15 protein-coding genes and 1 tRNA gene are annotated in these 14385 nt (G+C 66.6%); 9 read left to right on the top strand and 7 right to left on the bottom strand.

Annotated features, from left to right (window positions below; translation table 11 throughout):
- Positions 1–39: 39 nt before the first annotated feature.
- Entirely contained in the window at positions 40–315 is a 276-nt protein-coding gene (locus ABFX56_RS07085) for a DUF4229 domain-containing protein (RefSeq protein ID WP_346232551.1), read from the bottom strand.
- 69 nt (positions 316–384) lie between these two features.
- Here ABFX56_RS07085 and ABFX56_RS07080 point away from each other — a divergent pair, with 69 nt between their 5' ends.
- The 3 genes from ABFX56_RS07080 (at position 385) to ABFX56_RS07070 (ending at position 3359) form a co-directional block, all read left to right on the top strand.
- A complete protein-coding gene (locus ABFX56_RS07080) occupies positions 385–714 on the top strand; it encodes a PLD nuclease N-terminal domain-containing protein (protein WP_346232550.1) in 330 nt (109 codons plus the stop codon).
- Entirely contained in the window at positions 698–2383 is a 1686-nt protein-coding gene (menD, locus tag ABFX56_RS07075; protein WP_346232549.1) for a 2-succinyl-5-enolpyruvyl-6-hydroxy-3-cyclohexene-1-carboxylic-acid synthase, read from the top strand. The genes ABFX56_RS07080 and menD overlap by 17 nt, the downstream gene beginning before the upstream one ends.
- Before the next feature lie 124 nt (positions 2384–2507).
- Entirely contained in the window at positions 2508–3359 is an 852-nt protein-coding gene (locus ABFX56_RS07070) for a PPK2 family polyphosphate kinase (protein WP_346232548.1), read from the top strand.
- On the opposite strand, the gene ABFX56_RS07065 is transcribed toward ABFX56_RS07070, so the two are convergent.
- On the bottom strand, positions 3356–4609 hold the full coding sequence (locus ABFX56_RS07065) for an isochorismate synthase (RefSeq protein ID WP_346232547.1): 1254 nt from the start codon (positions 4607–4609) through the stop codon (positions 3356–3358). The genes ABFX56_RS07070 and ABFX56_RS07065 overlap by 4 nt on opposite strands.
- Positions 4610–4688: 79 nt before the next feature.
- On the opposite strand from ABFX56_RS07065, the gene ubiE reads away from it, so the two are divergent.
- Genes ubiE through ABFX56_RS07050 form a run of 3 tightly spaced genes read left to right on the top strand, consistent with a single transcriptional unit; the run spans position 4689 to position 7968 of the window.
- Positions 4689–5477: a bifunctional demethylmenaquinone methyltransferase/2-methoxy-6-polyprenyl-1,4-benzoquinol methylase UbiE gene (gene ubiE, locus ABFX56_RS07060; protein WP_346232546.1), complete on the top strand. Its 789-nt coding sequence runs from the start codon at positions 4689–4691 to the stop codon at positions 5475–5477.
- A 35-nt stretch (positions 5478–5512) separates the two neighbouring features.
- A complete protein-coding gene (locus tag ABFX56_RS07055) occupies positions 5513–6580 on the top strand; it encodes a polyprenyl synthetase family protein (protein ID WP_346232545.1) in 1068 nt (355 codons plus the stop codon).
- Positions 6577–7968, top strand: a complete 1392-nt coding sequence (locus ABFX56_RS07050; protein WP_346232544.1) for an FAD-dependent oxidoreductase — start codon at positions 6577–6579, stop codon at positions 7966–7968. Before ABFX56_RS07055 ends, ABFX56_RS07050 begins: the two co-directional genes overlap by 4 nt.
- A gap of 50 nt (positions 7969–8018) precedes the next feature.
- Here ABFX56_RS07050 and ABFX56_RS07045 read toward each other — a convergent pair whose 3' ends face one another.
- The 5 genes from ABFX56_RS07045 to ABFX56_RS07025 form a co-directional block, all read right to left on the bottom strand.
- Positions 8019–8495 carry a general stress protein gene (locus ABFX56_RS07045; protein WP_346232543.1) on the bottom strand — a complete coding sequence of 159 codons (477 nt, stop codon included), beginning with the start codon at positions 8493–8495 and terminating at the stop codon, positions 8019–8021.
- Between the two features lie 123 nt (positions 8496–8618).
- The gene (locus tag ABFX56_RS07040; protein ID WP_346232542.1) at positions 8619–9050 is read right to left on the bottom strand and encodes an Hsp20/alpha crystallin family protein; all 432 of its coding nucleotides are present in this window, start codon (positions 9048–9050) and stop codon (positions 8619–8621) included.
- A 110-nt stretch (positions 9051–9160) separates the two neighbouring features.
- Entirely contained in the window at positions 9161–9790 is a 630-nt protein-coding gene (locus ABFX56_RS07035; protein ID WP_346232541.1) for a LysE family translocator, read from the bottom strand.
- A gap of 49 nt (positions 9791–9839) precedes the next feature.
- Entirely contained in the window at positions 9840–11303 is a 1464-nt protein-coding gene (gene cls / locus ABFX56_RS07030) for a cardiolipin synthase (protein ID WP_346232540.1), read from the bottom strand.
- The gene (locus ABFX56_RS07025; RefSeq protein WP_346232539.1) at positions 11304–11795 is read right to left on the bottom strand and encodes a YajQ family cyclic di-GMP-binding protein; all 492 of its coding nucleotides are present in this window, start codon (positions 11793–11795) and stop codon (positions 11304–11306) included.
- Between the two features lie 127 nt (positions 11796–11922).
- On the opposite strand from ABFX56_RS07025, the gene ABFX56_RS07020 reads away from it, so the two are divergent.
- The 3 genes from ABFX56_RS07020 to ABFX56_RS07010 all read left to right on the top strand — a co-directional run bounded on the left by ABFX56_RS07020 (position 11923) and on the right by ABFX56_RS07010 (position 14383).
- Entirely contained in the window at positions 11923–12696 is a 774-nt protein-coding gene (locus ABFX56_RS07020; RefSeq protein WP_346232538.1) for a lytic murein transglycosylase, read from the top strand.
- Positions 12697–12803: 107 nt separating this feature from the next.
- Positions 12804–12885: transfer RNA gene (locus tag ABFX56_RS07015), tRNA-Tyr, on the top strand.
- A gap of 307 nt (positions 12886–13192) precedes the next feature.
- A complete protein-coding gene (locus ABFX56_RS07010; RefSeq protein WP_346232537.1) occupies positions 13193–14383 on the top strand; it encodes a M23 family metallopeptidase in 1191 nt (396 codons plus the stop codon).
- Positions 14384–14385: the final 2 nt, after the last annotated feature.

Below are 14385 nucleotides of genomic sequence, written 5' to 3'. Positions count from 1 at the left end.
CGCCGCAAGGGGGTGCGCCCGGTACATCAGGGCGAGGTATTAGTTGCGCCGCTCGTTCTCGTCGAGAATCTCGTTCTCGATGTCGCTGTCCGCGTCGCGGTCGTCGTGTTGGCCATGGCGGCGAGCGTAGATGTCGCGCGCGACCGCATCCCGGGGACCCTTGAGGAAGATGTAGGACAGGCACAGCGCGACGATGGCTGCCGCCGCCGTCGCGATCCACTCATTCACCGAGAGCAGCATCAGTACGGCGAACACCACCACGAAAAGGGTCACCCGAAGTAGGGAATAGTAGAGCCAAGGGCGGGTGCGTCTCACGCGTCCAGTGTAGTTTGGGCGCCCCAACACGGACTGCCAAATCCCAGCAAGCTGGCTTAGAATCAGGTCATGCCTAGGTTCCTGGTTGCGGCTGCGGTAGGAGTGGTGTTCTTCACCATCTACGCACTCGTGGACTGCCTGATGACCGATCGTCGCCGCGTTCGGGGCATACCGAAGGCGCTGTGGATCGTGGTCATCCTGGTGATCACTCCGATCGGCGGCATCCTGTGGCTGACCCTGGGCAAAGACCGGAGCCTCGGTGGACCGCCCAGTAAGCGCATCGCGCCAGATGACGACCCGGCCTTCTTGAAGCGGCTCGGTCGGGACAAAGACCAGGACGAACGCATCCGTCGGCTCGAGCAGGAGCTCGCCGAGCTCGACGATGACTCCAAGGAGTAACCCGGCCACTGCTTTCTCGGTTGCGTTGCTGAGTGAGTTCCTGGCGCTGGGAATCCGCGATGTCGTGCTCAGTCCCGGATCCCGTTCGCAGGCGTTGGCGTTGGCCGCGGCCCAGTTCGAGAGCGCGGGCCGGCTCAGGCTGCGGGTGCGCATCGACGAACGGGTGGCGGGCTTCCTCGCGCTCGGCATCGCGGTCGAGTCGCGTGTTCCCGTACTGGTGATCACCACGTCCGGTACCGCGGTCGCCAACTTGCATCCCGCCGTCCTCGAGGCGCATCACAGCGGCGTCCCGCTGATCCTGCTCACCGCAGACCGACCAGAAGAACTGCACGGCATCGGCTCCAACCAGACCACCCAGCAGGTAGGGCTGTTCGGTGCCGCCGTGCCGTTCGTGCGTGAAGTCGAGGCGCCCAGCGAGAGCGGGTTCGACGCCGACTACCCCGGTGAACTGGCCCACGAGGCATGGGCGGCGGCCACCGGCCGCTCATCGTCGCCCGGTCCAGTGCAGCTGAACCTGGCGTTCCGGGAGCCGCTTTCCGGGCCGGTGCGGCTTCCCCCGGACGACGCCGCGGTGCGGCCCGGCCGGATGCCCGAGGTGCAGGAGGCGCCCCTGGCTCTGGGCGCCGCGCCGCACACGGTCGTCATCGCGGGACACCAGTCGGGAGACATCGCCGAATCCACCGCCAGGGCGCTCGGTGCGCCGCTGCTCGCCGAGGTGTCCAGCGGCTCCCATTTCGGACCGAACCTGGTGGTCGCCTACCGTCAACTGCTCGGTGAAGCCGAGTTCGGCGGCCAGGTGGAGCGCGCGATCGTCTTCGGTCATCCCACGTTGAGCCGCGAGGTACCAGCGCTGTTGCGACGGATGTCGGTGGAGACGGTGACCGTGCGCGGCCGCGGCGCCGAGGTGTACAACCCCGGCCACCGTACCGGGGTCTTCGCCGACGCGGTCGAGGTGACCGGACCGGCGGATCCGGACCGCGCCTGGGTGGGTCGCTGGGTGGCAACGAGCCGGATGCTGCTCGAGGACGGTGCCCGCAGCGCGCTGGCGCTGGCGCGCACCGACGACTGGGAGACAATGGCGAAGTTCGCCAAGAGTCAGTTGGAAGTGTTCCGGGAACCGGTGACCAGACGGATGCTCGTGGAAGCGGTGTGGCGGGCCAGCTGGCCGCACGACCGGCTCGTGTTCGGCGCCTCACGGCTGATTAGGGAAGCCGATCGGGTCGTGGTGGGGAAAAAGATCCCGGTGCACGCCAACCGCGGCCTGTCAGGCATCGACGGTACTGTCTCCACGGCGCTCGGCATCGCGCTGGCCAGCCAGGCTGAACTCGGCGCCTCCGCCGGCGGGATGACCAGGGTGCTGCTCGGGGACCTCACACTGCTGCACGACGTTGGCGCGCTGCTGTTCGGGATCGGCGAACCGCGCCCGCGCATCCAGGTACTCGTCGGCAACGACGGGGGCGGCACGATCTTCGACGGACTCGAGGTGGCGTCGTCGGCGAACCCGGAAGCCATGGACCGGGTGCTGTACACGCCACAGTCGGCCTCCCTGCGGGATCTGGCCACCGCATACGGCTGGGACTACCTCCTGGCGGGCAACCGCGGCCAACTGGATGAGGCGCTCACGGCATCCGGCACCACGCTGGTCGAGGTTCCGCTCCCGCGCTCCTAACCCGTCTCGTCAATCCCGTTTCACGGAGAAACTGTCCTCCGGGCACCTGTTGTCCGGTCGGAACGGGGCTCCGGAACAGAATCTCCGTGAAACGGGGTGCCAGCAGCGGGGGTAGCATCGGCGCATGACCGGGGGACCGTGGACCGCAAGCCCGAGCGAGACGCTCAAAGTGGAACGCGGGTTCTCGCTGCCGCATCTGGACCCCTCCGCAACGCCGGGGTTCACCGGTGGCAAGGAGGCCGGCCGGGCCGAGCTGAAGGCGCACGCCGACGAACTCGCCGCGCTGCAGGAGAAGCTGTACGCACAGAGCAAGGCCGACGGAAGGCACAGCGTCCTGCTCGTGCTGCAGGGTATGGATACCTCGGGCAAGGGCGGCGTGATCGAGCACGTCGTCGGCGCGATCAGCCCGTCCGGCGTACGGGTTGCCAGTTTCGGCAAGCCCACCAGGGAGGAACTCGCCCACGACTTCCTCTGGCGCGTCCGCAAGCAGTTGCCACGACCGGGCATCGTCGGCGTGTTCGACCGGTCCCACTACGAGGACGTTCTGGTCGCCAGGGTGCGCAATCTCGCCGAACCGGCGGTGATCCGACAGCGTTACGGGCAGATTGTGGAATTCGAACGGGAACTTACCGACTCGGGTACCGTCATCGTCAAGGTCATGCTGCACGTCGGCGCCGGCGAGCAGAAGAAGCGCCTCGCCGACCGGCTGAACCAGCCGGACAAACACTGGAAGTACAACCCGGAGGACCTCGATGCTCGAGCCGCCTGGGGTGCCTACCGGGAGGCGTATCAGCTCGCACTCGAGCGAACCTCCACCGATCATGCCCCTTGGTTTGTCGTGCCTGCCAACCACAAGTGGTACGCGCGGCTGGCGGTGCAGGCACTGCTGCTGGATGCGCTGCGCGGCCTTCACCTGAGTTGGCCGTCTGCGCAGTTCGACGTGGAGGCCGAGAAGCGTCGCCTTGCCGCCGGCTAGCTGAACGCTTCGATGATGGGGCGGAACTTCATCCGAGTCTCGACCAGCTCGTGCTCGGCAATCGACTCGGCGACGATCCCGGCGCCGGCGTGGGCGGTGACAGTGCCATCGTCAGTCACCTGGGCGCAGCGCAAGGCGATCGCCCATTCGCCATCGCCGTCGGCCCCCACCCACCCGACCGGACCGGCGTAGCGGCCGCGGTCGAACGGCTCTAGTTCCTCGATGAGGCCGAGCGCGGTGGCCGTCGGCGTGCCGGCGACGGCGGCGGTCGGATGCACCGCCGCCAGCAGGTCGAGCGAGGTCGAGCCGTCGACGAGGGTGCCCTCCACGTCGCTGGCCAGGTGCCACAGATTCGGCAGTTTCAGGGTGAACGGCACCTCGCTCGCGGTCACGTCCGCGCTGTGGCGGCGCAGCGACCCGAGCACGTTCTGCACCGCGTACTCGTGTTCGTCCTGGTCCTTGGCCGAGGTGGCGAGCGCGACGGCCGCATCCTGGTCGGAGTCGGCATCCGCCCCTCGCGCGGCGCTGCCGGCGAGCACTCTGGCGGTTGCGGTGCCGTGGTCGACGCTGATCAGAGTCTCCGGGCTGGAGCCGATGAGGCCATCCACCGCGTAGGTCCAGCAGTCCGGGTAGCCGCTGCCGAGGACGGCGATCGCCCCGCGCAGGTCGCTGCCGGGCGGCAGGTGCCCGATCAGGTCCCGTGCTAGCACCGCTTTGCTCAGTTCCCGGCGACGGATGCGGCCGACGGCCGCGGTTACCGCGGCGGTATACCCGCTCGGGGAGAGTTCTCCCGGCTGAAACTCAGTGGCCGGCGTGACCGGCTCGCTCGGCGCACGCAGGCTGTTCAGGTCCGGGACGGCTGGGAGGTCTCCGACGCCGATCCGGGTGACCCAGCTGCGACCTGCGCGCCGGCCGATCACCACGGACGGAACGATCAGCACACTGGTAGCGCCGGAGTGGTCCGAGAACGCGAAACTGCCCAGGGCCACCAGCCCGGTGCCCGGGTCGGCGAGCGGGTCGACCACGCGCGCGCTCCCGGCGACCTCGCGCCACGCCGCCGCCGCCGCGGTCAGTCTGCTCGGGCCGGAGAACTCCATGCGGAGCGCGCAGCCGAGCCCGACCAGTCCGAACCCACGGCGCATCCAGAGCAACGGATGCCGCGCATTCAGCAGCGCGATCAGCGGGCCGACGTCGTCCAAGGGCCGTGTTTCGACGCTCAGCGCGGGGTACTGGCGCGCGGGTCGGGTCACGTCAGCCAGTTTACCGGGACCCCCGCGCCGGCCGACTCTCAGACCGGAACCGTGCGGGCGACTCAAGTAGACTTGCACGGTGGCGAAGGCGGATCTGACGAAGCGACCTGGCGAGGTCGCGGCGATGTTCGACGAGGTCGCCAAACACTACGACCGCACCAACTCGGTGCTGTCGGTGGGCAATGCTCGTCGGTGGCGCACCGCGACCGTGCGCGCCGTCGCCCCGCGGCCTGGGGAGCGCATCCTGGACATCGCCGCCGGCACCGGCACCAGCTCGGCCGCCCTGGCCAAATCCGGCGCGGATGTCGTGGCCGTCGACTTCTCTCATGGCATGATCGAGGTCGGCAGGAAAAGGCATCCCACGATCGACTTCGTTGAAGCGGATGCGAGCGCCCTGCCGTTCAAGACGGGCGAGTTCGACGTCGTGACGATTTCGTTCGGCCTGCGCAACGTGGAGAACCCGAAGAAGGCGCTCGCGGAGATGTACCGGGTGACCAAACCGGGCGGCCGGCTGGTCATCTGCGAGTTCTCCAAACCGCCGCGTGCGCTGTTCCGGGCCGGGTATTGGGCATACCTGAAATACGTGATGCCGGTTGTGGTGACCACGTCGAGTTCGAACCCGCAGGCGTACAGCTACCTGCTCGACTCGATTCAGGATTGGCCCGATCAGGAAACCCTCGCGCAGTGGATCCGGGGAGCGGGGTTCACCCGGGTGGCCTACCGCAACCTCACGGTGGGCATCGTCGCCCTGCACCGGGGACGCAAGCCGCTGCGCAAACCGCGGAAATCCAAGCGGGCCACGGCCGGCACCATCACCCCGCTCACGCCCGAGGCCCCGTCCGTCGAGCCCGAGGCCCCGAAGCCCTAGCGGCTTCAGGATCGCACAAGGGTTAGGTTGGCTAGGTGACTGCGCGCGCGCCGCTTGCTCATCGGAGCAACAGCTTGAGATCGGCGATCTCGTTTGGCGAAAAACTCTTCGCCTCCGCCGAGGAGCGACGCTTCGGCCAGGAACTCGAATCCGGCCTCGAGGCGGTGGAAGCGGGACTGCTGCAGGAGATGTCGTTCGGCGACGCCCTGGCGGATGCCACCAGCCGGTACCTGCTCGACGCCGGCGGCAAGCGGGTTCGGCCCACCCTGGCCCTGCTTACCGCTCAGCTCGGCGCCGGCAACACCCCACAGGTCATCGTGGCCGCACAGGCGCTGGAGATTACCCACCTCGCGTCGCTGTACCACGACGATGTGATGGACGAGGCGGCCACCCGGCGCGGCGTGCCCAGTGCGCACAGCGTCTGGGGTAACTCGGTGGCCATTCTCACCGGCGACCTGCTGTTCGCCCGTGCGGGCAGCCTGATCGCGGGCCTGGGTGCCAAGGCCATCGGGTTGCAGGCCAGGATCTTCGAACGACTGTGCCTCGGCCAGCTCCACGAGACGATGGGGCCGCAGGCAGGGGACGACCCGATCGAGCACTACATCCAGGTGCTCGCCGACAAGACCGGGTCCCTGATCGCTGCGGCTGCCCAATTCGGTGTGATCTTCTCGGAGGCGCCGGATGAATTCCAACAGCCGATGCTCGACTTCGGCGAGAAGATCGGTATCGCCTTCCAGCTCATCGACGACGTGATCGACTTGTCCGCCGAAGAAACCGGCAAGGCTCCGGGGGCCGACCTGCGATCCGGGGTCGCCACCCTGCCGCTGCTGTATCTGCGCCGGCTGGCCCAGGCGGACCCGGATGCCGCGGCGCTGGTCGGGCGCATCGAACGGCACGTGGACTCGAGCGCCGCGACCAACGACGAGACCGACCTTCTGGCCGCCATTGCGGAACTACGCGAGCACCCCGTCACCCGCGACACGCTGGTGGAGGCGCACCGGTGGGCACGCGAAGCGGTCGAGGCGTTGGAACCACTGCCCATCGGACCGGTGAAGAAGGCGCTCACGCGTTTCGCCGACACGATCGTGGAGCGCTCCAGTTGACCTCCCTGCCGGCGACGAGCTCGCAGGCCACAACGCTGCGACTTGCCGTCGTGGGGGCGGGACCGGCGGGCATCTACGCATCCGACATCCTGCTGAAGGCGGAGAAGAAGTTCGACGTGTCGATCGACGTATTCGACCATCTGCCGGCGCCGTTCGGCCTGGTGCGGTACGGCGTGGCCCCGGATCATCCGAGGATCAAGGGCGTCGTGGCGGCACTGCGTGCGGTGCTCGACCGCGGCGACGTCCGGCTGTTCGGCAACGTGCGCTACGGCGTCGATCTCACCCTGGACGACCTGAAGCGGCACTACAACGCCGTGATCTTCGCCACCGGCGCGGTGGAACCGGCCGCCCTCGACATCCCGGGAGTCGACCTGCCCGGCAGCTTCGGCGCCGCCGAATTCGTCAGTTGGTACGACGGCCACCCCGACGTTCCGCGGCAGTGGCCGCTGAACCACAACGAGGTCGCGGTGATCGGCAACGGCAACGTGGCCCTGGATGTCGCCCGGATGCTGGGCAAACGCGCAGAGGACCTGCTGCCCACGGATGTTCCGTCGAACGTCTACGAGACACTTGCCGCCTCCCCGATCACCGACGTGCACATCCTGGGCCGGAGGGGACCCATGCAGGTGCGGTTCACGCCGCTCGAACTGCGTGAACTCGGCGAGCTCAACGACGTGGAGATGGTTCTCTACGACGAAGACTTCGAGCTGGACGCCGCCTCTAAACTGGCCATCGAGACCAACAAGCAGGTCTTCGTGCTGAACCGCATCATGAACGCATGGCGCGGGAAGGCGAAGAACCCGTCCGCGACTCGCCGGATGCATCTGCACTTCTACGCGAAGCCCCTGGAGATCGTCGGCGACGAGTCGGGGATCACAGCGCTGCGCTACGAGCGCACCATGCCGGATGGCGCGGGAGGGGTGACCGGCACCGGTGAGATCCGCGAACTGCCGGTACAGGCGGTGTACCGCGCGATCGGGTACTTCGGCTCGCCGTTGCCCGGGATCCCGTTCGACGAGAAGCGCGGCGTGATCCCCAACCGGGAGGGCCAGGTGCTTGACGACCACGACCAGGTAGTGCACGGCGTGTACGCCACCGGGTGGATCAAGCGCGGGCCGGTCGGACTGATCGGCAGCACCAAGAGCGACGCATTGGAGACGGTCAAGCACGTGCTGCACGACCAGGCGGACTGGTGGAACCCCCCGCATCCGCAACCGGAGGCCGTCGTGCAACTGCTGGAATCTCGCGGCGTGCAATACACGACCCTCGACGGCTGGCACGCGCTCGACCGGCACGAGGTGCAGTTGGGTCAGGCCCAGGGCCGGGACCGCATCAAGGTGGTGCCCCGCGAGGACATGGTGCGGGTTTCACGCGACGGGCAGCACTGATTCGGGGCTGTGCTGGTCAGGCGCCCTCTGCTGCTTAGGAGCCGGGCTGCTCAGGAGCCGGCGAGCCGTTCGGCGTCCGCAGCGTAGTCAAGCTCGACCATCACGGCGTATCGTTCCGCTTCCAGCCCGCGCACGCTGCTGAAATCCCGTCGACCCCGGGTGGCCCAGTGGGCCACGAATCCGAAGACCGCACCCCAGACCGCTCCGATCACGAGGCCCATCAGCAGCACGTAGATCCAGACCGGCCCGATCGTGAACAAGCCGATCAACAGGCCGACGAGCAATCCCAGCCACGCGCCGCTGGCCGCGCCGAGCAGCGCCGCCCTGCCCTTGGTCATCCGTCCGGTCACCTGTTCGACGATCCGCACCCCCTCGCCCACGATGCGGGTGTGTTCGACGGCAAAACCGGCGTCCGACAGTTTGTCTACCAGGGCCTGAGCGCTCGCGTAATCGCGAAACTCACGCAACACGGTGGAGGCTGCGGGCGGTCCGGATCGAGCCTGCGATGGGAATGATGGGGTTGACATACTGCCTCCTTCATCGGATTCGGTGGTGAGATTAGTCCGCCTTCGGTGGATGCGCACCACTCACCAGAGGACGATGGCTCCGTCCGCGGTCGCGGACGGAGCCATCCTGATGCGGCTCTTCGCTCAGACCGAGATCTGGCGGTCCCGAGAGCCTTTGCTCGACGAACCGACCTCGATCTTGCGCGGCTTCGCCTTTTCGCTGACCGGGATGATGACGCTGAGCACACCGTTGTCGTAGTGCGCGGTGATGCGGTCGGCGTCAACGCCTTCGCCGAGGCTGAACTGCCTCAGGTAGGTGCCGTGCGGCCGCTCCTGGGCCATCCACTTCGCGCCTTCCTGGTTTGCCTGGGTGCGCTGCGCACGGATGGTCAGCAACTGCCCATCGACGTCGACATCCACCGAACCGGGGTCGATCCCGGGAAGGTCGGCGTTGAGGATGTACTGATCCCGTTCACGGAACAGGTCGACCGGCATGAAGCGAGGTCCCGGCCGGAACTGCAGGAATCCGTCGGTGAGTCGATCGAGGTCGCCGAAAGGATCAAACGACATAGCCATGATGTGGGTTTTCCTTCCTCTTCCTAAAGTTGAGCCTCTTTGACTCAACTACTGCAATATTAACATGCCGATCCCCGGGCATAACAGTCGTGAAAGCCGGGAGTTTGCTGCTATTCGGTGGCGCTGGAGGCCAGAACACCCACGCCGAGGGCCGCGAGGATGCCGCCAGAGGTGCGCTCGAGTCCGACGGTCACCTTGGGACGTTTCAGCCACTCGTTGGCCTTCGCGGCCACCTTGGCCAAGCAGGCGAGATAGACCAGAGCGATGATGCCGTCGGTCGCCCCGAGCGCCATGGTCAGAACGAAGGCGTTGGCGCCGTGCGGCAGGAACTGCGGCACCACGGCGAGAAAGAACAGTCCGACCTTGGGGTTGGTCATCGTGGACAACAGCCCGGCGGCCAGAGCGGGCAGCAGGGTGCGCCGGAGAGCTACCGGGATACCGGGTTCGGCGGCAGGCACACGGGCGTGCCGCAGAGCCTGGATTCCGAGGTACACCAGGTAGAGCCCGCCCAAAACTTTCACGACACGGTAGGCCTCGACCGATTGTTCGATCAGCGCCGCGAGGCCGATGCCTACCAGGACGGCCCACATCAGCGAGCCGAGCGCCGAGCCGAAGGCCGCGGCCACGCCGATGGCGGCGCGGCGCATGCTGAAGCGCAGGATGAGGAAGGTGTCCGGCCCGGGGGTGAGTGCCAGCAATACGCACAGGCCGCAGAATGCGAGGTAGGACGCGATGCTCATGAGCCACTGTACTGCCGCCGCTGGCTCGGCAGCCGCCCGAGGCTGGCTGCTATTGCACCGCCGAGGTGAGCCTGGCGATGTTGTCGAGCACCTTTGCGCCGAGCGGGCGCTCCATCCACTCCTCGAGCGTCAATTCCCGGCTGGCTGCCCGATAGGAGTCCTCGAGGTGGCGCAGCGCTTTGACGAAGGATTCGCCTCGTACCATGACCGAGATCTCGAGGTTGAGGCTGAACGAGCGCATGTCCATATTGCTGGAGCCGATCACAGCGACCTGATTGTCGATGGTGAAGTGCTTGGCGTGCAACACCGTCGGTTTCGGGTAGAGCCAGATGCGCACGCCGGCGCGCAACAGCGCTTCGTAGTAGCTGCGCTGGGCGTGGTAGACGACGGGTTGGTCACCCACCTCAGAGACGAACAATTGAACGTCCAGCCCGCTCTGCGCCGCCGTGGTGATGGCGTAGAGCATGGATTCGTCGGGCACGAAGTACGGGCTGGTGATGATGATGCGCTCCTGCGCAGCATAGAGCAGTGCATTGAACAGGCGCAGGTTGTTCTCGCCGTCGAAGGCCGGGCCACTCGGCACCACCTGTGCGCCAATCGTGTTGCGGGTCTTCTCCCTCGGCACGTTGTCCGTTTCCCGCAGCAGCAACTCGTCGGTTTCGCTGTACCAGTCGGTGACGAACAGTGCGTTGATCCCCGCAACGATCGGTCCCTCGAACCGCACCATCAGGTCTTGCCAGTGCAGTCCGCGTCGGCGGTTTGACCACTTGTTATAGCTGGAGTCGATGATGTTCTGAGACCCGGTGAAGGCGACAACGCCGTCGACGACGAGGATCTTGCGATGGTTGCGCAGGTCGGGGCGTTGAAACCGGCCGCGCAGCGGCTGCACCGGCAGCATCAGATGCCACTGCACGCCGATTTTCTTCAGGCGGCGGATGGTGCGGAAATATCCGGGGGAGCGCCGCGACGCGAGGTGGTCCAGCAGCACGCGCACGACGATGCCGCGCTTCACGGCCGCCTCAAGCGCGTCGAAGAACGGTGCCGAGGTGCCATCGTAGGCCATGATGTAGAACTCGACGTGCACGTACCGCGTCGCGTGCGAGATCGCATCGGTCATCGCCTGCAACGACTTCGTGTAGTCGGTCAGCAGCGCCGCCGTGTTGCCGCCCACCAGGGGCATGGCACCGAGCGTGCGGTTGAGTTCGGCGATCGGCTCCAGCCAGGGCGGCCAGGGCGCGTCCCGGTTGAGGAGGTCGGTGCCTTCTGTGGTCTCCAGGATGTACCTGCTGATCGCCTGCTGCTTGTCGCGCCGCCGCTTGGGCAGGTGCCGACTGCCGAGCAGGAGGAACAGCAGGATGCCTATATAAGGAAGGAAGAAGATCGCCAGCAGCCACGCCATCGCAGTCTGCGGTTTGCGATTGCGCGGGATGACGACCAGCGCAACGATACGGATGACGAAGTCGACGACGACAAGGAGGACCGCAAGGATCAGGACGACGTCGGAGGCCTCCACTTAACGGAAGTTCACGAACTGCAGCGCCACCTCGAGGTTGCTGCTGCCCTTGAGCAGAGCCATGGTGGTCTGCAGGTCGTCCCGGCTCTTGGAGCTCACGCGCACCTCGTCACCTTGGATCTGCGACTTGACGCCTTTCGGTGCCTCGTCGCGAATGATCTTGGTGATCTTCTTGGCATCGTCCTGGGCGATGCCCTGCTTGAGCGTCGCGTCGATGCGGTACTCCTTGCCCGAAGCATACGGCTCACCGGCATCCAGGCTGCGCAGGGAGATGCCGCGCTTGATCAACTTGGACTCGAGGACCTCCAGCGCCGCCTTGACACGCTCCTCGGCGTTGGCCTTGAGTAGCAGCTTCTCGCCGCTCCAATCCACTTCCGCGCCGGTGTTCTTGAAGTCGTAGCGTTGGGCGATTTCCTTTTGCGCCTGGTGGAGGGCGTTGTCGACCTCCATCTTGTCGACCTTGCTCACGATGTCGAATGTTGCATCTGCCATGCGCACCATGGTAGTTGCCCACCCGCCGATTAGCGCTGCGCTGGGTGTTGAGGATTCGCGCTGCGCTCGGCCTCAATGTGGGACGTGCATCGGTTGTGCAGCGGGCACCGTCATGATGGGAAGCATCATGCGACGGCATCGGACCAGGCACAGTTACGCCGGGCGTGTTGCCGCCGTCGCGACCTTCGTCGCGGCGGGGATCGCCGTTGCCGTTATCGCGTTCGCCCCGGGCGGCGCACCGAAGCGGATGCCGCCGCAGCCGCCGCCGCGGCCCCAGACGGCCCTGGTCGTGCCACTCCCACCGGCTAACCCGGTCGCCGGCGGCGCCGGTATCGCACAACTGGCGGATCCAGCGTGGGTGGCCTCCGTCGCCTCCGCCAGCGGCATCCCGCGGCGGGCGCTGGAGGCGTACGCCGGTGCCGCCATCGTCAAAGCCGCTCAGATGCCGCGGTGTTCGCTCGGGTGGACGACGTTGGCCGGTATCGGCTTCGCCGAAAGCGACCACGGTCGGCACGGCGGCTCGCGAATCCAGGGCGACGGCACCGTGGTTCCGCCTATCTTCGGCATCGCGTTGGACGGTGCGGGTACTGCTCACGTTCCGGATTCCGACTCGGGGGCGCTCGATGGCGATCCGGCGGCGGATCGGGCGGTGGGGCCGATGCAGCTGATCCCTCAGGCCTGGCGCAACTGGCACGTCGATGCCGGCGGTGATGGAGTGGAGGATCCGCAGAACATCGACGACGCGGTTACCGCCGCTGCGAACTACCTGTGCCGGGCCAGCGCCGACATGGCCGGTGCCGACGGCTGGCGCGCCGGTATCGCGGCATACAACGCATCGGGGGTGTACCGGCAGACGGTGGCGGATGCGGCGAACCGCTACGCCGCCGCCGCGCGGGGCTGAGCCGGGCAGGATTTGGTGCTCGCTCTGGTGATTTTTCACCGGCCGCGTAACCTGTATTCTTTAATCTGCGTCTCCGGTCAGGTGATTACACGTGGTCGGAGCACAATGGCAAGTTACCCAAGCGGCCAAAGGGATCTGACTGTAAATCAGCTGTCTACGACTTCGCAGGTTCGAATCCTGCACTTGCCACAATCTCATCCGGCCCAGAAAGGCCCCGCGATTGCACTGAATTCCGGCCTCGTGCGCCCGGAGAGTACTCCTCCGAGCGATTTCCTGAGGATTTTGTCTAGCGACGACCTGGATTCGTACGTTAGTGTTTATGAATCCGTTACATTCGAGACACGTTGCGTGTATCGATTCGTCAAGGAATCGTGACCAGTCATCCTGATCGCACTGGTCGAAACCTGAACAGCGTGCGTCCGCGCGCCGCTCGGGGACGGTCCCGCAACGCGAGGTTAGAGAGTTAGTGTCGAGACCCGAAGTGAACACTGAGAAAGTGAACACTGAGACAGCCGATGCCGCACAGGCTCACGCTGAATCGGCATTCGGGCAACTCGGATTCTCCCTCGTTTCGGAACTCTTACCCGCTGTGATTGCTGCCAGCGGCCCTGCAGACACGCCTCCGGTACAAGCCAGGTCCCGGCGGGAACGACGCGAACGCGAACGTGCTCAGGCGCAGCACTCCGCGCCCGCATCGACCGCCGTGTCGCCTCCGGTGTTCGAGACGCAGCCCCTGCCCGTCGAGGCTGCCGCGCCAGCTGCAGTCGTGATGCCCGCAACGCCTGAGCTGCCGGTTGAGGCCCCGGTTGTGCGGGTGGACACCGTGCCGGCCATCGCCCCGGTGGCGGTGACCACCAGACGCGCCGCGCTCCTGGCCGAGTCACAGCGGCGGTCGCGACTTCAGCAGGCTGCCGCCCCCGCCGCCCCCGCCGGCCTGGTCCCTCGGGTCCCCGGCGTCACGGTGCGAAAGCGCGTCAGGCGGCCGTTCAAGCGAGCCCTGCTGTCGAAGCTCATGTCGGTCGGCGCCATGGTGGGCGCGGCAGCGATGATGGTGGCCACCACGGTGCCCGCAAACGCGTTTTACAGCGCGGACACCGCGACCCACTCGCCGCTGTCCGTCACCGCGCCGGTTCAGTCGTTGAGTGTTCCCACCGCGGCGGAGCCGGCCGCCACCGTGGGCCGTGATGCCTATACAGTGAGCTCACTGGCTGACCAGATCCGGGTCAAGTTCGGCAGCCGCAGCTTCTCGTACACGAACGACCCCAACGGCACCATTCAGTGGCCGTTCACCATCCCGGTGCCGATCAGCAGTGGATTCGGCAGACGCATCGCCCCGTGTGGCGGGTGCACCTCGTTCCACGAAGGATTGGACTTCGTCCCCGGCGCCGGCGCACCGATCCAGGCGATAGCCGACGGAGTGGTCAGCCTGGTCTCCGTGTCCAATTCCGCCTACGGCAACCACGTTGTGATCGACCACGTGATCAACGGGCAGAAGGTGCAGACCCTGTACGCGCACATGAAGTACGGATCGATCAAGGTCGCCGAGGGCCAACACGTCAAGGTCACCGACATCATCGGCCTGGTGGGGAGCACCGGAGAGTCGACCGGACCGCACCTGCACTTCGAGGTGCACCTGGGCGGTGTTCCCGTCGACCCGTTCGCGTGGCTGAAGGCGAACGCGAACTAAAC

The organism is Parafrigoribacterium mesophilum (genome assembly GCF_039652555.1).
In the GTDB taxonomy this organism is placed as follows: Bacteria; Actinomycetota; Actinomycetes; order Actinomycetales; family Microbacteriaceae; genus Parafrigoribacterium; species Parafrigoribacterium mesophilum.
The sequence above is the reverse complement of the archived record's forward strand: the minus strand, read 5'-3'. Positions and strand labels throughout refer to the sequence as shown.

Coding starts and splice junctions, on each gene's coding strand:
- ABFX56_RS07040 (WP_346232542.1), bottom strand. CDS start 9,050: ATGGCTATGTCGTTTGATCCTTTCGGCGACCTCGATCGACTCACCGAC.
- menD (WP_346232549.1), top strand. CDS start 698: ATGACTCCAAGGAGTAACCCGGCCACTGCTTTCTCGGTTGCGTTGCTG.
- ABFX56_RS07025 (WP_346232539.1), bottom strand. CDS start 11,795: ATGGCAGATGCAACATTCGACATCGTGAGCAAGGTCGACAAGATGGAG.
- ABFX56_RS07070 (WP_346232548.1), top strand. CDS start 2,508: ATGACCGGGGGACCGTGGACCGCAAGCCCGAGCGAGACGCTCAAAGTG.
- ABFX56_RS07035 (WP_346232541.1), bottom strand. CDS start 9,790: ATGAGCATCGCGTCCTACCTCGCATTCTGCGGCCTGTGCGTATTGCTG.
- ABFX56_RS07045 (WP_346232543.1), bottom strand. CDS start 8,495: ATGTCAACCCCATCATTCCCATCGCAGGCTCGATCCGGACCGCCCGCA.
- ABFX56_RS07020 (WP_346232538.1), top strand. CDS start 11,923: ATGCGACGGCATCGGACCAGGCACAGTTACGCCGGGCGTGTTGCCGCC.
- ABFX56_RS07080 (WP_346232550.1), top strand. CDS start 385: ATGCCTAGGTTCCTGGTTGCGGCTGCGGTAGGAGTGGTGTTCTTCACC.